This window comes from Halorussus marinus, from assembly GCF_004765795.1.
Taxonomy (GTDB): domain Archaea; phylum Halobacteriota; class Halobacteria; order Halobacteriales; family Haladaptataceae; genus Halorussus; species Halorussus marinus.
On the sequence record NZ_SBIV01000017.1, the window covers coordinates 1 to 20806 of the forward strand.

At 54.2% G+C, this 20806-nt stretch carries 13 protein-coding genes and 4 pseudogenes; 9 read left to right on the forward strand and 8 right to left on the reverse strand.

Annotation, left to right across the window (positions count from 1 at the left end; translation table 11 throughout):
* A pseudogene (locus tag EPY72_RS18620) lies at window positions 1-94 on the forward strand (IS5/IS1182 family transposase); the annotation flags it as partial.
* A gap of 108 nt (window positions 95-202) precedes the next feature.
* A complete protein-coding gene (locus tag EPY72_RS18625; RefSeq protein WP_135807389.1) occupies window positions 203-1087 on the forward strand; it encodes an IS1595 family transposase in 885 nt (294 codons plus the stop codon).
* A gap of 76 nt (window positions 1088-1163) precedes the next feature.
* Here EPY72_RS18625 and EPY72_RS18630 read toward each other — a convergent pair.
* From EPY72_RS18630 to EPY72_RS18640, 3 genes and pseudogenes are all read right to left on the reverse strand, one after another.
* Window positions 1164-2388, reverse strand: a pseudogene (locus EPY72_RS18630) (IS701 family transposase).
* A gap of 64 nt (window positions 2389-2452) precedes the next feature.
* Entirely contained in the window at window positions 2453-3340 is an 888-nt protein-coding gene (locus EPY72_RS18635) for an ABC transporter permease (RefSeq protein WP_135807390.1), read from the reverse strand.
* 2 nt (window positions 3341-3342) lie between these two features.
* Entirely contained in the window at window positions 3343-4305 is a 963-nt protein-coding gene (locus tag EPY72_RS18640; RefSeq protein WP_135807391.1) for an ABC transporter permease, read from the reverse strand.
* A 257-nt stretch (window positions 4306-4562) separates the two neighbouring features.
* Here EPY72_RS18640 and EPY72_RS18645 point away from each other — a divergent pair.
* A pseudogene (locus EPY72_RS18645) lies at window positions 4563-4893 on the forward strand (aldehyde dehydrogenase family protein); the annotation flags it as partial.
* 43 nt (window positions 4894-4936) lie between these two features.
* On the opposite strand, the pseudogene EPY72_RS18650 reads toward EPY72_RS18645, so the two are convergent.
* Window positions 4937-5401: pseudogene (locus EPY72_RS18650) on the reverse strand (transposase); the annotation flags it as partial.
* Window positions 5402-5800: 399 nt separating this feature from the next.
* Between EPY72_RS18650 and EPY72_RS18655 the strand changes: the two are divergent.
* Window positions 5801-7882, forward strand: a complete 2082-nt coding sequence (locus EPY72_RS18655; protein WP_210423574.1) for a dipeptide ABC transporter ATP-binding protein — start codon at window positions 5801-5803, stop codon at window positions 7880-7882.
* A gap of 109 nt (window positions 7883-7991) precedes the next feature.
* Here the strand turns inward: EPY72_RS18655 and EPY72_RS18660 are convergent, their stop codons facing one another.
* Window positions 7992-9686, reverse strand: coding sequence for an ABC transporter substrate-binding protein (locus EPY72_RS18660; protein ID WP_210423575.1), 1695 nt, complete (start codon window positions 9684-9686; stop codon window positions 7992-7994).
* 383 nt (window positions 9687-10069) lie between these two features.
* On the reverse strand, window positions 10070-11215 hold the full coding sequence (gene solA, locus EPY72_RS18665) for an N-methyl-L-tryptophan oxidase (RefSeq protein WP_135807392.1): 1146 nt from the start codon (window positions 11213-11215) through the stop codon (window positions 10070-10072).
* A 409-nt stretch (window positions 11216-11624) separates the two neighbouring features.
* On the opposite strand from solA, the gene EPY72_RS18670 reads away from it, so the two are divergent.
* From EPY72_RS18670 to EPY72_RS18680, 3 genes are read left to right on the forward strand one after another with little or no spacing between them, the layout of a single operon-like run.
* On the forward strand, window positions 11625-12794 hold the full coding sequence (locus EPY72_RS18670; RefSeq protein WP_135807393.1) for an NAD(P)/FAD-dependent oxidoreductase: 1170 nt from the start codon (window positions 11625-11627) through the stop codon (window positions 12792-12794).
* 1 nt (window position 12795) lies between these two features.
* Window positions 12796-14466 carry an acetate--CoA ligase gene (locus EPY72_RS18675; protein ID WP_168216072.1) on the forward strand — a complete coding sequence of 557 codons (1671 nt, stop codon included), beginning with the start codon at window positions 12796-12798 and terminating at the stop codon, window positions 14464-14466.
* A 48-nt stretch (window positions 14467-14514) separates the two neighbouring features.
* Entirely contained in the window at window positions 14515-15660 is a 1146-nt protein-coding gene (locus EPY72_RS18680) for an ISH3 family transposase (protein ID WP_135807395.1), read from the forward strand.
* Between the two features lie 100 nt (window positions 15661-15760).
* On the opposite strand, the gene EPY72_RS18685 is transcribed toward EPY72_RS18680, so the two are convergent.
* A complete protein-coding gene (locus EPY72_RS18685; protein ID WP_135807396.1) occupies window positions 15761-16603 on the reverse strand; it encodes an enoyl-CoA hydratase/isomerase family protein in 843 nt (280 codons plus the stop codon).
* Window positions 16604-16733: 130 nt separating this feature from the next.
* Here EPY72_RS18685 and EPY72_RS18690 point away from each other — a divergent pair, with 130 nt between their 5' ends.
* Both EPY72_RS18690 and EPY72_RS18695 read left to right on the forward strand, forming a co-directional pair.
* Window positions 16734-17918, forward strand: coding sequence for an NAD(P)/FAD-dependent oxidoreductase (locus EPY72_RS18690; protein WP_168216073.1), 1185 nt, complete (start codon window positions 16734-16736; stop codon window positions 17916-17918).
* Between the two features lie 203 nt (window positions 17919-18121).
* Complete coding sequence (locus tag EPY72_RS18695; RefSeq protein ID WP_135807398.1) at window positions 18122-19276, forward strand: NAD(P)/FAD-dependent oxidoreductase; 1155 nt, start codon at window positions 18122-18124, stop codon at window positions 19274-19276.
* Window positions 19277-19415: 139 nt separating this feature from the next.
* Here EPY72_RS18695 and EPY72_RS18700 read toward each other — a convergent pair whose 3' ends face one another.
* Window positions 19416-20615 (reverse strand): NAD(P)/FAD-dependent oxidoreductase, encoded by a 1200-nt coding sequence (locus EPY72_RS18700; protein ID WP_135807399.1) that lies wholly within the window; start codon window positions 20613-20615, stop codon window positions 19416-19418.
* Between the last annotated feature and the right edge of the window lie 191 nt (window positions 20616-20806).

The window sequence follows — 20806 nt, forward strand, 5'->3', positions numbered from 1 at the left end:
CTTCGCCGTGCGAGCGCGGTCATGGTTTCGTGAGTTCCGCGAGATCGCGCTGATGTGTGTCGTCTATAACATCAAACGCTTCGTCAAACAGTGAATCTCTCCGCCTTACAGCGATTCAACACAGCCATTGTTAGTCAGCCTGCAGCTGTAGCTGAAAGTCGTAGCGGGCAAGGGTGGCGCGTTCGCGCCACCCGACGAAAGCATGATTCCACTCAAGACGTTCGTCTCGGAGCATCGCGCCGCGAATCTGCTGGCACAGGCTCGCTGGCGTGACGGCATCTATTGCCCACGCTGCCGTGCCGAATCCGTGATTCGGCACGGCAGCTATCGGGTGTTTCAGCGATACCGCTGTAAGAATTGTGACCGCACATTCAACGATCAGACCGGCACCGTCTTCGGACACTCGGCGGTCGAACTCAGGAAGTGGTTTCTCGCCGTCTACAGATACATCCGGTTCAACACCAGTCTTCGGCAGTTAGACGTAGAACTCGATGTCTCCTACAAAACGGTGTACCGGCGCGTCCAGCGCTTCCTGCGGGCGCTGGACGCGCCTCGGCCACAACTCGAAGGACCGGTAAAAATCGACGAACTCTACGTGAAAGCCGGGCTCAAAGGCCGCAAGCGCGACCGACCGTCGCGCTCGCGTGGCCTCTCCACACGCGGAAGAGGATCGTACGAACAGGACAAGTTACCCGTGTTCATTCTGGCTGATCGCGGCACCGGCGACCGCTACGTGCTACCAGCGAAAGCCGCCGACGAATCGACGATTCGACTCTTGCTTGCGAACCGCAAAGAGGAGTCGCTGACCGTCTACACCGACGGCTTTCGGGCGTACGAACCGCTGGACGAGGACGACGCATTCAACCGTGAATACGTCGTCCACGGCGACGGCGAATACGTCGATGGGGACGCTCACGTCAATACCTGCGAGAGCCACGGATCGCTGGCGCGATCCTGGCTCTCGCCCCATCGAGGCGTCTCCAAAGACAAGCTCACGTCGTATCTCAGAACGTTTCAACTTCGTCGTCGTGTCTACCGAAAACCAGGGGAAGAAACGCTGAAAACCATCCTTGAAACCGCACTCTAATTCACCAGCAATCTACGCCACATGAGCGTAGGTGGGATTTTCCAAGCAATCTGATTCTTCCAGACGTCTAAAGAACTCAGCTTTGCACGTTAGCGTCGGCGGTTGAGTGAACGAAGAGGTGGTCGATCTCTTCCATGAGGTCATCGACGCCACGGTCATCGTTGTCTCGAACCCACGAGAGGAGATTGTACACGGTTTCTTTCAGGGAGTGTTCGAGGTTCGCTCGAAGCGATGACGCTTTCGAGCGAACCGTCCCCAAGGCGCTCGACTCAGGATCAAGACGAACGAGACTGTAGGCAGCCATCAGAAGGTGCCAGTGCCGACTGGCACCTTCGTCGGTCTGCATCTCGCAGTCTCCTAGGCCGAGATCATGCTTCGAGTCCTCGAAGAACGTCTCGATGCGCCATCGCATTCCGTAGGAGCGAATCACGTGCTCGGTTGGGGGCGTCGATTTTGTTCGTAGCGAGGTACTTGACCGGGTTCTCTTCGTCTTCGTCGGTCTCTTTCTCGGCGATGACCAGCTTCACGTCTCCCAGCTGGGAGACGGGAAGCTTCTTCGTCCAGATGTGGTAGGTGTCGTCATCGACATCGCGCTCAACCGTGTCGATACGCTTGCAGAGCGCATCGACACGGATCTCGTCGCCACCATAGGTCACCTGTCGATTGCTCCGGAGCGGGCCGATCCAGTCCTTGTCGTAGGATTCGATGTGTTCGGGAAGGCTAGAGTCGTGAGCGAACCACGAGTCGAAGAGGTAGGTGTCCGCAGGCACACCTACCTCTTCTTCGAGTTCGGTAACGATCTCTCGGGCTAGATCGTATTTGGTATCGTGGTCATCGTCCTCGTCGTCTTGCTGTTCGTAGAGGCGGAACGTGAGCGGATAGGCAGTTTTGTCGTCAGCGTAGAAGGCGTAGATGAGGTCTTGGCCCCAGACAGTGTCGCCTTCAGCGTGATCGTAGAATCGGCCGACGCCGGGGACTTCGTCCCCGGCTTTCTCGGTGATCGTATCGTCGAGGATGATGTAGCCATCCTGTGACCAGCGCGTTTCACCGTGTTTCTGAAGCTCTTCGAGGCGTTCGTGGTTGAACTCCTGTTCGTCCCAGTCGTACTGGGTGAGGAACTTGTTGAGGGCGCGTTTCCCCTGAGCTGGAAGGACTTCGCGTGCGATACCCGCCACGGTCTTGTTGCTGGCCGCAACAAGACCGGTGGCGTAGGTTTTCGCGTGATGACGTTGTGCTGGTGACAGCGACTCGAACTCGTCGAACACGCGCGTACACGACAAGAAGGTCGTAATCGGCATCATCCGTCCCTGCCACCGCCTACGTCACGCTACCACTTCAACGTGCAAAGCTGAGTAAAGAAGTCACCTAGTGTTCGTCAGAGGTAACCTCTGGATCCAGCGTGTCGCGAAGCGCGTCGCCTAGTAGATTGAATCCGAGAATCGTGGCACCAAGAGCTAAACTCGGCCATAGCACGAACCAAATTGATTCATGCATCGTGGTTCGGGCCTGTGAAACCATGTAACCCCAGTCAGGGTTTGGTGGTTGTGTTCCCAGTCCAAGGAAGGATAGGGAAGTCCCGATGAGGATGCCGAACCCGACTCTAATCGATGCCTCAACAATAATTGCCGGCATGACACTAGGCAGAATTTCAACAAAGGCGATGTACAGACTCGATTCACCTCTGGCTTCTGCCGCGGTGATATACTCCTCGTTCTTTATCGATAGTGTGCTACTTCTTGTAATCCGTGCCAGACGCGGCATGAAGACAATTCCGATCGCTAATACGGCATTCATCATTCCAGAACCGAGAGACACTACAACGAGTAAAGCCAGTAGAAGCGAGGGAATGCTCAAGAATATGTCCATTATACGCATGATGAACTCGTCGGTTTTCCCACCCAAGTATCCTGAGAGAATTCCAATTGGAACACCGAGAACGAGTCCTAATGCAGTAGCCGCTAATCCGAGTGTGATGCTCGCCTGCCCTCCGTAAAGGACACGCGAAAACAGGTCACGCCCGAATTTATCGGTTCCAAGGAGGGTCTCGCCGCCAGGGTCAGCGAACTGGTCCGCTATCCCAGTCGCCGTTGGGTCGTGTGGCGCGATAACCGGTGCAAACAGGCTTCCCAGCAATATCGGTACCAGCAGCAGGATACTGAGTTGGCCCTTTCGCGAACTGAGTAGCCTATAGAGTATCCGATTGATACGTTTTAAGACCGATTCTTCGAACTCTACTGATTTTGTTTCAGCCATCGTTAGCTTTCACCGTATTCAATCCGCGGGTCGAGGTACGTGTAGATAATGTCGGCTCCAAAGTTTGCGAACGTGTACACGATCGCGATGACCATGATCGAGGCCTGGATTACAGGCAGGTCCCGCACCTGAATAGACCTCACAATCAACCGTCCGAGTCCCGGATAGGAAAACACCTCCTCGACAATTACGATGCTCCCTAACAGATACCCGATGTCCAATGCCAACAAGGTAATTGTCGGCAGGAGTCCGTTTCGCAAGCCGTGCTTGAGCAGAACTGACCGCTCTTTCATCCCCTTGAGCCGTGCCGTTCGGATATAATCTGACTGTAAGACATCGACCATCTCAGAGCGTGTAAGCCGAACGACGTGAGCAATCAAGACGAACGTCAGGGTCACCGCCGGCAGAATCAAATGTTTAAGCCATGGTACGAACCCTTCACTGAGGGGGGCGTATCCCCCGAACGGAAGGACGTTGAACACAGGCCCCGTGAACAGCATCAGCAGCAGGATGCCGGTAACGAACTCGGGGAAGCTAATGCCGAGGTAGGAAGCGGTGCTCACCACAACGTCGGAGGGGGTATCTTTCTTGACCGCAGCGAGAACCCCAAGCGAAATTCCGACAACCGACACGAGGATCATCGTGACGAACGCAAGCACCGCTGACCGACGCAATGGGGCTGCAAGCGTTTCGATGACGGGACTGTTGTTCTCGAAGCTCTGTCCCCAGTTACCGGTGACAAAGTCAGCTAACCAGCTTGTATACTGGACGTACCACGGTTTGTTCAGCCCAAGTTGCTGCTCAAGCGCCTGAATGCTCTCTTCTGTCGCAAACTTCCCTAGAATCATTGTGGCAGCATTACCCGGGAGCAGCTGGGTAATACCGAACACGATGAGGGAAATTCCGAGAAGGGTGAATCCAATATACACCAATCGCTTTATGAAATACTCCTTGAACCCTACCATTCGTGTGTATGAGAGGCACACGCATACATAAAAATCTATCTTTCCCCGCACTATTTTCTGGATTTTCTTCTCCGTGCCTCCACGGGGCACTGTCTAGTTAAGCGAAACCGGTAGACTGCACGACGATGACCGTAGCTCGATTGATGCGAAGTCAGTGTTTGCATGGTGAGACATACTTCCGGGAACCGCTGAGCCACGCGGATTCGACCGACTCAGCAAACACCTCAGTAGCGGTGCATGAACGTTGCTGCTTCATCATGACCATCGCGCGCGAGGAGTGTATTCGGGCCGGTGCTCGGCCTGCTGTCGGTCGGGGATGTCGACGAGGCGATAGACGTGCTGAACCGGAGCTACTTCGGCAACGCCGCGAGCCTCTTCACGGGGAGCGGGTCCGACGCCCGGAAGGTCCGCCACGAGGCCGACGTGGGGAACCTTGGCGTCAACGCCGCAACCGCCGCCCCGATGGCGTTCTTCCACTTCGGCGGGCGCAAGGACTCGTTCTTCGGCGACCTCCACGCTCAGGACGAGGACATGATCCACTTCTATACCGACAAGACCGTCTGCATCGAACGGTGGCCAAACGCTTAACAAGCGATTAGGCTACAACCAAGAGCCTGTCATAGAATCCATCTCATAGCTTCTCACAGCCCGGATTGGTTCCTCGTTCGTAGTTGGTGATTGCGACGACCAGCCGGAGGCAGAGCGCAACGAACACCTCTGTTCGTGCGTGGATGCGGCCTCGAGCGCGGACGTGCCCGAGGCCGCAGTCCTTGACCGCGTCGTTGGTTCGTTCGACTCCCGTCCGGTTGTTGTACGTCTCGTCCAAGATAGATTGTTTCAGCTGCACGTCCTTACTGTGTTCCTTGATCCGGTCTTCGATCCTGTACTCGATGTCTTTGGGGTCGTCAGTGTTTCGCGGGTTGTACGGAGCAATTGGCACGACCCCTGCGGCCAGCAGGTGGTCGTGCCAATCGAGGATATCGTAGGCGCTGTCTCCGAGCATCCAGACCGGTGTATCGACGGCGAGCGCGTCACGCGTGACGCGCATCGCCGTCTTTTGATCTGCTTGCTTAGCCTGTGTGAACTCCGCTGCGATGGCACTGTCTAGTTAGGCAAAATCGCCAGCGGGTAGGACGATGACCGTAGCTCATTTGGAGCAAAACCAGTGTCTGAACAGTGAGACGTACAGCCGGGAATCCCTGAGCGGCCCCAATTCGACCAGCTCGGCAAACATCTCGGCCTCAGTGCATGAATAGTGTTGCTCCACCACCGGTCAGAGAGGTACTCTCACGCCAATATTTCTACGAATCGCTTAACTAGACAGTGCCTCTCGCACCCTGCTGCTTCGTACGTGACGCTTTCAATGACACGCTCTTACAATCAAAGTTAGCCACGATACGGGTCATCCGTTGACATTTATAGCTCTAAATGGTCTCCTCCGAAAGACATCGGAGGGTTATCCATAAATAGTTGAAGCTAAATGTATACCATAGCAATGCAAACCACGACGCTCGAAGAAGATAGTGCTGGCCAGAGCGTGCTAGATATTACCTCGCTGGACGTGGAGTACCAGACGGAAGGGAAACCCGTCAAGGCTGCTAGGGACGTCTCGCTTCGCATTGAGCAAGGTGAAACAGTCGGCATCGCCGGCGAAAGCGGTAGTGGAAAGAGTACACTCGCCCTTGCCGTCATGCAGTATCTCGGAGATAACGGGAGAATCACCGGGGGAGACATCAAGTTCGACGGTGAATCTCTCTTGGACCTATCTCCTGAGGAGCTGAAAAGGCTCCGGGGAAACCGGATTGCACACGTTCCACAGGACCCGAAGACATCCCTCAATCCCAGTCTCAGAGTTGGTGAACAGATTGCCGAGACACTTCGAATCCATAGGGATATCTCCAAAGAGGAATCGATGGAGAAGGTCTACGACGTGCTCCGGCAGGTTGACCTCCCGGACCCAGAGTACAACTCGGAGAAGTATCCGCACGAACTCTCAGGAGGGATGCAACAGCGGGTACTGTTCGCGATGGGACTGGTCTGCGAACCGGAACTGCTTATCCTCGACGAACCGACGACCGGGTTAGACGTAACGACCCAGGCAAAGATTCTGGACTTAATCGAGGATCTGAAAAGCTCTATGGACACGAGCGTTCTGCTCATTACACACAATCTCGGTGTGATAGCGGAGATTGCCGATCGAGTCTCGATCATGTACGCCGGCGAGATCATGGAAAAGGGGCCAGTCGAGTCCGTATTCAACAACCCGGCAAACCCCTACACGCAAGGACTCCTCGGTGCGCTTCCCGACGAAGATATCAGTACTGAACTCAAACCCATCGAAGGCCAAATCCCGTCTCTGCAGGATATACCGGCCGGGTGTATTTTCTCGGACCGATGCGAGTTCGCCCAAGAGGAATGTCGGGCAGGCACTATCGAAGAAGAAGTCGTTTCTGAGGACGACGGACACACTTCGAAGTGCCGCCGCTGGGAACACGCTCGTAACAATCCGCTCCAGTTGGATCATTCTCCTGAGAGCGACACCGAGATCCTGCAATCCGACTCGACCGGTGATACCCTGATCGACGTCGAGAACCTGAAGAAGTACTACGGCGGGGAGTCGTTCTTTGATCATTTCTTCAGTAGTGAACCGCCCGTCAAGGCGGTCAATGGTGTCGACTTTGAGATTAGAGAATCAGAAGCCATTGGTATCGTCGGCGAGAGCGGTTGTGGGAAGAGCACGCTCGGTTCGACATTACTCAATCTCCTCGATATCACGGATGGGTCCGTCAAGTACCGGGGGAGCGATATCGATGCCCTCTCCGAGTCAGAGCTGAAGGAGTTCCGCTCGGAGTGTCAGATCGTCTTCCAGAATCCGCATTCGAGCCTCAATCCAAAGCGCACGATTGGCCAAGCGTTGGAACGGCCGCTCGAACTGTTTACCGAAAAATCGGAGGCAGAGCGGAAGGAGCGAGTAATCGAATTGCTCGACCAGGTCGAACTCGGTGAAGAATACGTTGGTCGCTATCCGAAGGAACTCTCCGGAGGGGAAAAGCAGCGCGTTGCCATCGCGAGGGCATTCGCGGCCGACCCATCTTTCGTGGTCCTCGACGAACCCGTCTCCGCTCTGGACGTGAGCGTTCAGGCGAGCATCCTGAACCTGCTCTCGAAACTTCAGGACGAGTACGACGCCTCGTACGTGTTCATCAGCCACGATCTCAGCGTCGTCAAGCACATCAGCGACCGAGTGGCTATCATGTATCTCGGGGAAATCGTCGAAATTGGACCTACCGAACAGATATTCGAACCCCCGTTTCATCCATACACACGGTCACTTCTGTCGAGTATTCCGTCGCCCGATCCGGAGAAATCCAGCGAGCGGATTTATCTCGAGGGAGACGTCCCAAGTGCACGGCACAGTCCAAGCGGGTGCGCGTTCCACACACGTTGCCCGCAGAAAATTGGCGATATCTGTGAAACCGAAGTCCCCCCGCTGGAATCCGTGGACGGGGGCGACGGGACCCACCAAATCGCGTGCCATCTCGACAAAGAGGAGATGAGCGAGCCGATAGATCCCTAGATTTTCTCGGCTTCTACAATCGTCGGCGCGGGGACTGCTGGCGAACTGGTGTGAATCCCTTTCAAGCTTCGATGCAGTTCTGACTCCGAATGAAGGGGGTTGGACCGATTTAGTTCGAAACAGTCGGTGCATCCCCGCTCAACGCTATTTCGTCGGCGTAGAAGAGGTACGTGAGCGGACTCACGTTGTACTGTTCGACGTAGTCGTTGCTCGCGCCGATCTGGTCGTCGTAGTACGGGATGGCATAGGGGCCCTGGTTGGAGACGACTTCCTGCGCCGTGGCCATTGCCTCGGCCCTCTCCTCCGAGTCCGTACTTGCGTTAGCCTTGTCAATTGCGTCGTCGAACTCCTGGTTCGAGAAGTGCGACTCCCCGTTCCACCCGCCTTCCGAATGAAGGAGCAGTTTCATGAAGTTAGCGCCGCTAATCCGCATCCCGTACATTCCCATGTAGCATGGCGCCTTCGTCCACACGTCGTTGATGTACCTGTCGTAGCTGACTTGCTCGATATCGAACGTGATTCCGATTTCCTGCAGTTGGCCCTGAATCATCACCGCGGAGTCCGGGCGCTCTGGCGGATCGTTCGACGTGTAGAACGTCAGGTCGAAATCGTCTCCGAGGTCGAACCCGTTGGGATACCCCGCTTCAGCAAGGAGTTCCTTGGCTCGTTCGACGTCGCGCTCCGGGGGTCTGTCCTCGAGGTCATGGAAGAACTCGTAGGACGGGGCAATCGGGGTGTCCTGGGCCGGTTCTCCGAGTCCCCCTAGCACGTTTTCGATAATCGCTTCACGGTCGATTGCTAGCTTGACCGCTTCGCGGACGCGCTCGTCGCTCCACGGCTCGACGGAGACGTCCATGATGAAGTTGACGATGTTCCCTGCTGGCACCCGTTGCGTCTCGACCCCATCGCTGTCCTGGAGACTGCTCCACTGGTCGGTCGGTGGCTCCCAGATGATGTCGATTTCGTTGTTGTTTAGCGCTCTCACTAGGGAACTCCCTTCAGGTATCGTCCGTGCGGTGACGCGGTCAACGTACGGGCGACTGTTCCCGTCATCATCCTCTCCGTAGTAATCATCGTACGCGACACCCATGACGTGATTGCCAGCTTCGAATTCCTCCAGTTCGAATGGCCCGCTTCCAAACTCCTGCGTCCCTAAGTCTTGCCGCCGTTCTTGGTCAGTGACGATTTCTTCTGGGACGATTGCACCCCACCCTTTTGCGACTAGCTTCGGGAGGTCAGCATTGGGTGAACTCAAGGTGAAGCGGACAGTCGTCTCGTCAACCGCTTCAACGGTATCGATGTCACCCATCGTTCCTGCCCCAGGACTCCCCACGTCTTCACTGTAGACCGTGTTAAACGTGGCAGCGACGTCCGACGCAGTTACGGTCTCTCCATTGTGATGGAACGTTGCATCGTCTCGAATCGTGAACGTCCATTCGTCAACATTGTCATTTGCCGACCAGTCTGTGGCGAGATCCCCGTACAACTCAAGGTTCTCGTCTAGTCTCGTCAGCGTGGAGTAGAACAGCTTCACTGCCCAGCGCTCGGTGAATTTCGACCCCATCATTACCGGGCTGATAGTGGCAACTGTTCTGTCCTGACCCACTCGAAGATGACCGTTTTGGGAGGCTTGCACGTCGCTGCTTGCGTCGCTTTCACCACTTACGTCGTTTTCGCCACCTCCCTTGTCCTCACTATCAGAGTCGTCTTCGTTGTTGTTACCTGTACAACCAGCCACGCTCGCCACCGTCCCACTACCAATGAGACTAAGGTACTTGCGGCGAGGAATGTCTATTGGTCGCATACCACACTTGTTCCTGAACCCGTCAATATTTATATCTACCTGAAAATTACGAGGGAGAGAATACTAATCATATTAAATGTCTAATCGAACGGTCCAGAAATCATCTAATTCCTTTGCCACGAAACATTATGTAAAATAGATTTTGTATATCGGCAGCCAGATTCTAGCACCTGAACTACCAGTATCGATGGCGGAGTTTACGGAACCGCGCTCACAAACGTTCTTGAAAATCGGTCAGCGTGGTTCGATACCACTATACTGACGGGGTCGGGATTCGAATTGGCAAACAGGCCCAAGGAATACTTGAGGAAGTACCCCGAAATGAGCGGGCCGGCAGGACTTCTATCAGACCGGTCTCTCCGAGAATCGGGTGTCTATTCTCGCTATAAACGGTCGATACTATGTTCTGAAACATCATGTACCGTTTCCCCATCGTCCACGTAATCCGCCAATATTTCGCCGATCACGCTTGTGAACTTGAAGCCATGTCCGCTGAAGCCAGCACCCACGGTGACTGAATCATAGTCCGGTACGCGTCCAAGGACGAAGTCTGTGTCCGGTGAATATGATTGAATACACGTCCGAAGCGATATCGTCGGCCCCGCTGCTTCGGGGAAGAACTTCTTCACATATCTCCGATGGAGTTCTTCTTCGGCCACCGCCGGTTCCCGATTCATCTCGTCAGGGTCAGTAACTTTTCGAAGGTCGCTCGACCGACCGAACTTGAAGCCCGGGACGTCATAAATGGGAAATCCGTATCCGCCTTCTTCTTGGTCTCGAACTACGAACACGGGAAACCGGTCGGGAGTAAAGAGTTCCTGCTTCTCAGGCTGCAGCCACGCCATGAGGGCACGCACCGGAACGATTTCCTCGGCGAGTGAGTCCAAGAGCTCTGTCGTCCATGAACCAGCCGTTAGGACAAGTTCGTCCGCGACGTACCGGCGCTTATCAGTCTGTATAGTGACCCCCTTCTCGGTCTCCGACCAGTCAATTACTTGCTCGCGCCCATGTACCGTGGCCCCCTCCGCATGGGCTGCCTCCACATGGGCGGAGATACACCGCTCACAGTCGAGAAACCCTCCGTCCTTCTGATAGATAGCGCGAAATTCATCCGGCAGTTCGAACCCCGGAAAACGCTCGTTCACCGACAACCCTGAGAGCTCGTCGTATTCGATGTCGTTCTCCTCACATGAGAGCCGGGCATCCTCCACGACATCCGTTCCCGGTCCGCCAGCGTGAATTGAACCAGTCCGATGGAACAGGTCACGCCCGGTACGGGCTTCGAGATTCTCCCAAAGGTCGTACGCACGTTCGACCAACGGAACGTATTCCGGCCCTTCTGGCTGTACCTTCCGAATGATACGAGTACTACCATGTGAGGAACCCATCGTGTGCGGTACGTCGTACCGTTCGATACCGAGGACGTCGAGACCTCGTTGGGCGAGATGATACGTCGCTGCGCTTCCCATACCGCCAACACCGACTACGATGACGTCGTACTGTTGGTCAGAGGTAGGAGTCCGAGCCATAGTCTCCTATCTGGTGGTCAGTCCAAAAGTATTTCGACTGTGACCCTTATCCGCCCTTTCTGTCTCAATATCCCTCCCACCCATCACCGGGCTGATGGTAACAACGGTACCGTGCTGACCCACCTGATGATGGTCGTTTCCAGATGAAACTTCGTTATGACTATCGCTGCTGTCGTTGGCATCGTTTCCGTCGCTACTCTCGCTCTCCTCATTGCCTGTCTCTTCCGCTATCTTCAGCCCAGTCCCTGACCCAATAGGTCCGAGGTACTTACGACGAAGTGTGTCTGTAGATGGCGTGTCTCGGTCGATGAGGTCTCTGTAACTACGGCAGGAAATTCCGGTGTTACTGGCTTGTGACTCAAGTCCGGGAAAAAGACTAAGTTGTTAGTCTGTGATTCAACGGTTGACGATGTCGAGTGAATATATTGTGGTTGGCGGTGGAGTTTACGGAGCGGGAACTGCTTGGAAACTAGCAACGCAAGGGAAGGATGTGACGCTTCTTGAAGCGGATACCATAGCATGTGGCGCCTCTGGAGGCCTCGGAAAGCGCGGTGTACGAGCCAACGGCCGGGACCCCCGTGAACTCCCGTTGATGGAAATCGCGTACGACCTCTGGCCCGACCTTGCTGATGAAATCGGATACGAAACAGGATACGAACGAACGGGACACCTGTTACTGTACGAACACGAAACAGGAGGTATCCAAGGCGGATTCGAGAGCGCACGTGCACGCCAGTCCGTTCAGAACGAACTCGGAGTACCCACCGAACGCCTTAGTGCGAAAGAAGTGGAGGAGATGGAACCACACATCACTGAAAATGTTGTCGGGGCGCTGTACTGCCCTAACGACGGTATCGCTGACCACACCGCAACGACGCGGGGACTAGCACGCGCGGCAGAAGACCACGGGGCCACAATCCACGAAAACACCCCGGTAACAGGGCTTGAACGGAACGGCAATCAAGTAACTGCAGTTCTATCCGAAGACAATCGGTTTGAGGTTGACGGAAAAGTCATCCTCCTCTCGAATACGCACGTCCCAGAGCTTGTCGAATCCGAACTCGATATTACGCTACCAATCTGGAAGATCAGCCCCCAAGTTATCTCTACCGAACCGATGGACGACGTTCCCGTGAAACATCTCATCGGACACGACCATCGCCGACTCGCTCTCAAAGAAATCTCCGACAATCGCGTGATGATCTCTGGTGGCTGGCGCGGCGAATGGGACGACGACGCCCAACAAGGAGTCACAGTTCAGGCACGTGTGGAGGGGAACGTGGCCGACGCCCGCACTGTTTTCCCTGCCTTGGAAGATGTGGAGGTTCAAGAAGCAGATGTTAGCCGACGCGAATCCGTTACCGTGGATCGGATCCCCGTCATCGATACGCTCCCTGGAGCGGAGAACATGATTGTGGGAACTGGATGGAGCGGGCATGGCTTTGCAATTTCGCTTGCTGTCAATCAGCTTCTCGCAAAATGGGCTATTGAGGGATCGCGACCGGAGCTCCTAGCCCCCTTCACGGCCAATCGCTTTGCGGCAAACGCTGAATTGGAAGCGTCTTCGTATATCCGTTGAAATGGATATATTGACGCCATTTGCATCGTATAACCGGAATTGGGAACACTTCGACGACTTGTGTGAAACGTTTACCTGGCGCCTGCCATCTCGGTTTAATATCGGACACCGAATCTGTGAGCGACAATCGGATTCACCCGACCGACCAGCGATCCGAACTGTTGGGCCGACTCAGCCAACAAAGACGTACACATACGGTCAGCTTGCGGAAGAAAGCAACCGATTCGCAAACTACCTTGCAGAAGTTGGTGTCGAATCCGGAGACCGGGTTGCGATTCAGACGACGCAGCGACCGGAAGTCGTCGTCGCTCATTTGGCGACATGGAAGCTAGGGGCGATTTCTGTCATCCTGAATCCCTTGCTTGGTCAAGAAGAGACGACATCACAGCTGACTCAGACCGGTGCAACAGCAGGAGTCTTCGACTCGGCTGTGCTTGAGCCATCGTCGATTCCCGAGCAGTATGGGGACTCGCTTTCGGCCCTTGTGTTCCTTGATGATTCAGCACCTACAGTTGGACAGTCGTATGAAAGAGCGATAAAACACCAGACGGCAGAGCCCCGTGCAACGGATACCGCACCTGATGATGACGCCTTCATCGTGTACACGAGTGGAACAACCGGCGATCCAAAGGGCGTCGTGCATACCCATTCTACGCTAATCGGCCATCTTCCAACATTCTGCCTTACGTTTGCGAACCTGAGTCTCGAGGCCTCACAGAGATTCTGGACAGTTTCGAACTGGGCGTCAATCGCTCTCATGAGTAACGTGATGGCTCCCCTATTTGCAGGACGGACAGTCCTTGCACATGCTCGGACGAGTCGCTTCGATCCTGAGGAGGCACTCAAAATCGTTGCAGATCAGCAGGTGACGAATTTGAGTGCAAGTCCGACTGCCCTTCGGTTGATGCAACAGGTTCCCAATATCCGTTCACGGAGTAACCTATCTGAGTTGAATATTATTACAACGGGTGGCGAAGAGGTTAGTGACTCACTCGTCGATTGGTGGGCAGAGTTGGATGTCATAGTTCATGAGGTCTATGGTCAAACAGAAGCGAACAACATCGTTGCGGACTGTAATGAGCTACTGGATATCCAATCAAACGCGATAGGTTGTCCGATGCCTGGTCATGACGTAGCGATACTTGATCCCGAGAATCCTACCTCTGAAGTAGGGTGCGATAAAGTTGGAGAAATCGGAGTTCGGATAGACGACCCGATCTGCTTTGACCGTTACTGGGAAAGCCCAGAACAAACCACAAAATCTGTGCAAGAAGGGTGGCTTCTCACAGGTGATTTGGGTGTCCAAAATAGGGATGGTGCGATATTCTTTAGGAGTCGGAAGGACGATGTGATTATCTCTTCAGGGCGCCGTATTGGACCGGCTGAAATTGAGACTGCATTAGCGACCCATCCAGCCGTTATCAATGCCGGTGTCGTCGGCGTTGACGACGAGCTACGTGGTGAAATCCCAATCGCGTTTGTTGCGATACGTGACGAAGTTCAGCCGTCCGAACGGCTGGTTATGGAGTTACAGGAACATGTGAAAGAGCGGATGGCTAAGTACAAACACCCACGAGACATCGTATTCCTCGATTCAGTTCCCACGACAAACACTGGAACCATTGCGAGAGGGGAACTCCGAGAAATCGCCGCCCAACAACGAGACACTTAATCTCAGTCGATCACATCGGGTTAGAGGAAGTGTCTGCTTTGGGAGGATGTGCAACAACCCGAAGCAGACAGCGAGATAGAGGAAGAGCACCTGCTTAATTTTGTCGTCAACAGCCTTGACGAAGAACTTGCGATAGGTCTCGGCGAGAACGTCGAAGTCACCACAGAGAAACTGTATGAGGTCCTCGCCGGCGCCAGCGCCGGCGGGACCTCAATCAACCACGTCTGCGAAACGACAGACGACTCACCGCACGCCAACACCGTCCGGGGACATCTCACCGATCAGTTCGACCTTGACACTGTTGAGGCGGTTGGAGACACGCTCCTCCAACGAGATGCGGTTGAGACACTCCCGGATCGGCCGGTGGAGGTCGTCGCCGACCTCCACCTCGATCCCTACTACGGTGACGAAGACGAGACAGAAGCGCTGTACTTCTCGGAAGCGAAACGCGGAACAACGGCGTTCCACGCGTATGCGACTCTCTACGCGCGGGTACGCAACAAGCGGTACACGCTGGCGGTGCGCCAGCTTGTCGCTGGCGACACCACCAGCGATGTCCTCGCTGAGTTTCTTGAACTCCTCGACGGCCTTGACCTCGGCGTCAAGGCCGTCTACCTTGATCGCGGATTCTACAACAGCACCTGTCTCGGACTGCTGTACGCGCACAACTACGCCTACGTGATGCCGATCGTCAAGTGGGGCGAGACGATTCAGGAAGAACTGAGCAGAGGCTGGAGCCGCGAGATCGAACACGATCTCGCCGGCGAGGTGACGTTTCCTGTGTTCATCGATTGCGTCTACCAGCAAGGACGATACGACGAACACGGGGTGGCGCGTCACGGCTACGCCGCTGACGCGCCGTTTATCGACACGCCGCGGGATGCACGGGAACACTACAGCAAGCGCTTCGGCATCGAGTCAAGCTACCGCTTAGCCAAGCAGAGCCTCGCGTTCACCAGTTCTCAGGACGCTGGGCTGCGGCTGGTGATGTTTGTCGTGAGCCTGCTGCTGCAGAACAGCTGGCGGTATCTTCACTGGCGGTACGTGGCGGCGCCCCGCCGCGGGGGGCGCCGCCTCTGGCAATGGTCGTTCACTGAGTTCTGTGAGATGGTGCTGCGGGCCGCTTGGACAGCGCTTGGTGTGCGCAGGGCTGTTCCAGCGAATCAGCCACTCAACGACCGGTTCTTCCGGTAGGGTAGCTGTCCACCGGTCCGGACAGCTGTCGTGAGTGGCGACGCTGTCGCGTCGGCGGCAGTCCGCCGCCGACAGCGACGTTCCATCCCGAAGATTACACTCACCAGCGCTTCGAAGACGCTCCACAACCAGTTCGATCTGATTCACCGCCACCAGACAAGATTACGCGGCCGCCGATGTGATCGACTGAATCTCGAACAGTAGTGGCCTGTCCGATGGATTGTTTTCTCCGAGCTTCTTCGAGGGTATCTCCTATTTGCTCGGTCTCTGCAGAACGGAGAATCGCCAGTAACCGTTCGCTGACGTTCTGGTTCGCATCGAGATCTGCAATCAAGTCCGCCATATCTCGCGCCACATCATCGACGGTCTCCGCGGGTGCGACTCGGTTCACCAGCCCACTATTTTTCGCCTCCTTAGCAGTAAGCGTTCGGTGTTTCCCAAGAAGCAGTAGTTCAAGAGCTAAGGGAGTACCAATCTCGTTTTTTAGGTATGTTGCTAATTCAAGCGGTACCAATCCGTAGTTGCCCCCGGCCCACCAAATTTCGATATCGTTGCTAACGATGCGGAGATCGGCAATCCAGCACAGGAGGCTTGCCCCAGCACCAATTGCCGCACCCTTCGCGCCAACAATGACGGGAATTTTGTGACTCCGAAGGAGTTCGTACGCTTGATTGTACTGGTCAAGCATCTCGTTTCGATCTGATTCGTTCTCACTCTCCATCAGACTACGGTCTGCTCCGGCACAGAAAACAGGCCCATCAGCGGTTATAACGAGTGTTTTTGTCCCGTCTCGGTTAACCGCTTGAGATGTTAGCTCTAATAAATCCTGTGTGAGGCCGAGCGAGAAGCAGTTGCGCTTTTCTGAATCTGTAAATCGTAGTTCCGCAACGGGTCCATCGAGCCGGAGTTCTACTTTTCCATGAGGGCCTTCTTGGATAGGCATATGTCTCGGTCAGGTCGTCAGGTGGTAAAAATGTACCTGAGAATCAAAACGTGGCGCTCGAAAAATTCCACACCTAATAAGAACGTATTTTTCCATAAAAATAAATAGTTGGAAAGAGACCGGTCTATTTGTGTCCACACGATACAGTATCATCGGTGGTGGAATCGTTGGTGCAAGCATTGCATATCATCTGAGCAAACGAACCAACGAAGATATCGTCCTCTTTGAGCGTCAGTCCCCGGCCTCCGAGACGACCTACAAATCAGTCGCCCAGTATGGTTTCTATGGTGATGAGACACAATATCGGATGAAGAAGTACGGGATGCGACTGTACAATGAGTTTTTCGACGATCCCCGGGCGAATCCACGCTATCACTATGCCGGCCTTCTTGTTGCAGCAACCGAACAGGCGGATGCAGAACAACTCGAAGCAGTTGTTGAAACCGAGGGTGAAGAGTCAATTGGGAAAATCGGAAAGGGATTCGATCGAGATCTTCTCGAGTATCTCCCGGGAGATGAGATAGAAGATACCCTACTACTACCGCCAGTCGAGACAGATGCTATCGAGGGAGCACTCTACCGTCCGAAAGTCGGCTACATGAGCCGTCCTCAGGAGCTAGCATACGAATTCCTAGAACGAGCCAAAGAGAATGGCGCAACGATTCGGCAGGGGACTCCCGTCAAAGAGATTACGACGAAAAACGGACGAGTCACAGGAGTTGTTACAGAGGACGGGGAAGCAATCGAGTCGGAAGAGGTCATCTGTGCTGCGGGACCGTGGAATATCGAGCTTGCGGAGTCTGTTGGTGTCGAGATTCCTGTTAAACATACGATTGCACCGGTTCTACAGCTTCGTCCGCAAAAGCCAATTGAATACGACATCCCGATCGTCTCCCATTACGGATCTCCATACTCGTTCCATCGGCGGTCCGAAGAGGAATTGCTTATCGGATATAATCCGGGCTACGAAGCCGCAACGCGCTTCGATCCGAATACCATGAGCGAGACTGTCCCAGAAGAGATTCGAGACGAAGGTATCCAGCTACTTTCCGAGCTCATTCCAGGGTGGTTGGATGCAGACGTCGTCGAACAATGGGTTGGAGTTCGCTCGCAGACGCCCGATGGCAATCCAATCGTTGGATGGACAGAGCTCGAAGGATTCTCCATTGCTGCGTTCCATACTTCCGGTATTCAGCTTGCACCGGCAGTTGGAAAAATGATTACTTCACAGCTCCTTGACAACGAGCCAACCTCATATTATGATGCTCTATCGATCAAACGCTTCGACGGGTACGACGACCATCACCCTGAATAGGCGCTTGGCACCGGTTGCGGCCATCCGTCTGGAAGCAGTATTCATTGAGAATTACAACATCTTCGCCTGGAGAAGATAGAAGAGTAACACAAACCGCGAGATTGGTTTATTTAGCACCGATGGATTCTAAGGGGGCATCAGAGAGCCCGGAGCTAAGTCGGCGGGAGGGAATATTTATATAGGGTCATTTGCCATTGTATAGTATGCGAATTGGAATCATTGGTGGAGGCATCTATGGTACTGCTATTGCCTACTTCCTCCAAGAACTCGGTGATGTCGAAGTAGCACTGTTTGAGCGGCAGGAAATTGGCGGTAAGTCAACGAGCCGTTCAGCAGGGATTGTTCGCCACCATTACGCGAGACAAGGGCATATCAAACTCGCAAAACGAGGTCGGGAAATCCTAGAGAATCTGGAAACGTATGTTGGCCAGAAAGGTGGATTCCGTCAGAACGGTTACCTCGCTCTCACGGGAGAAAAAAATGAAGAGCTGTTTCACGAAACCATTGAGAAGCAAAAGCAGATCGGTCTTGATGTCAGGCTAGTTGAGCCAAGTGAATTAGGCAATTACATCCCTGGTATCGATTCGTCTGGGGTTACCGCAGCGGCATTCGAGCGAGAAGCAGGATTCGCAGATCCGTATCTCGTCGCACAGGGCTTCTCAAAGGCTGCTCAAGAGTCGGGTGCCGACCTGCGTTCACGAACAGAAGTAACGGACATCGAAATAGACAGAGGGGTTGTCACGGCAGTCGAAACAACAAATGGAACCGAAGAGGTTGATTTCCTTGTTAACGCAGCTGGCCCATGGGGAGCAGAAGTCGGGCAAATGGTCGGTCTGGACATCCCGCTCACATGGTATGAGTCGAAAGCCGTCGTGCTCTCCTCGACAAACCCGTACGATATTGAGACCCCCACACTTTCTGATTCACTACAACAAATGTATGTCAAACCTGAGCCAGGTGGAGACTTCATTGTCGGAGGCATTGATCGTCCGGAAATCGACCGCGACGTCGGCCTAGAAGGAATCACGATTGACTATCTTAATCAGGTCCAAAAGGCGTTGAAACGCCGGATGTCTACCCACGCTGATGCAGAGGTGATTGAATCGTGGTCGGGGATTATTACAGCCACCCCTGATTGGTACCAAATAGTCGGGGTTCCAGACGGATACGAGAATTTCTACAACATCGTCGGTGGAAGCGGCCACGGGTTCAAGGAAGCACCGGGATTCGCTGAATCTATTGCTCAAGAGATACTGGGGAACGAACCCAACTACGATCTCAGTCCATACCGTCTCGAACGATACGAGGAAGGTGAACTTCTTAGTGATTTAGAGATGGCAAGGAAGAAAAACGACTAAAGAGGCGGATAAGGCGTGAAGTAGCAATAGATTCAACTGAGTACTTGACTTCCTGGAGTCCATTCGGGCAATTGTTGGTGCTGCAAAACCCGTCGGAATGTAATGCGGCTAGCAGGAGAGTGCGGTGATGCCGCTCATATCACCGGTAATCACCGTATCCTTCAAACCGAGAGACAGAGACCGATTCATAATACGCAGTTGGCTCATCGTGAACCACCTGGTTTGCGATTATCTTACCAGCACACGGAGAGAGCTGTATCCCAGACGCATTGAACGACGCAACTGAGAGTCCCTGAATCGACGTCCAACCTATGATCGGTTCCGTATCAGGAGTTAACGATCGAACACCAACCCATTCATCGACAACGTTAGCACCTTCGAGATAGGGAAGTAACGATTTTGCCACTTCCAGCCCTTCGCTTCTGAGTTCTTCGGGGACCGTGTTCGTTACGTCGCCAGGGTCATACTCCGTCCCCGCAGATTCGTAACTGCCGGGGTTGTTCCCCAGAAAGACAGTTCCATCGGGATTCTGGCGCATATAATACCCAGTTTCTTCATGTTTCAAGCTAAAGAGAGAATGAGGACTCTCTTTTTGGGGCTGTAACACGAGCATCGGTCCGAGCGTATGCTTAAGCGGCAGATCGATTCCAACCGCTCGAAGGATGTTCTTATTCCATGGCCCGGCCGTGCAGATGACCTCGTCAGTCTCTATTTCTTCACCATCAACGATGAGGCCGCTCACGCGTCCACCCTTCGTAACAATCTCCGTCACTTCCCGTCCCGTTTCAAAGCTCACCCCGTTTTCACGTGCGCGAAGCACAAACTCCTGTGCGGCCTGTCTGGCTGGCCAAAGATGTCCAAGGTTCCCACTATACGTTGCGCCCATAACCGGCCCAAGCTCGAGTTCTGGCAGCAAAAAAGAACCTGCAAGCCTATTACTAGGTAGGTATTGGACTGGCGACCGTCTCATACCCGTCGTAATCCCTTCTTCTTCAATCGTTGCTCCGAGGTTCTGTTTGAATCTCTCGCGTAGGTTAGCGACACCGTCATCAGTTGTCGCCACCTGCAACCTTGGCGAGAAGTGATACGAAAGATTCGTTTGAGCATCGTCGAGGAACCTATTGTAGAGTCGCATTGAATAGTCCATCATCTGCAGTCGCCCCGGTGGCTCATGGCCCCAGTATCCAACGAATGCCCCAGATTTGTTTGTGGTCTCCATGCTAAGTTTATCCCGTTGCTCGTAGACGGTTACTGGCCGATCCGTCTCCTTACTCAAGTGGTAAGCGACACTCGCTCCAGTAATACCGCCACCGATTACGCTAATGCCAGGTTCAGTCATTCGATACTCATGTCCAATAGCTAATGATACATAACGATAGAGGGTGTCATAGAACGATTACCACGAGGGTGTCATAGAACGAGTAGCACACCAAAGAGCAGGGTGAACGCTGAGGTGGATGAGTTCAGCGACCCTGCAAGATGATCCTTCGGTAGAGTCGTTCTTCAATGTCGCGGAGACCGAGACGCTAG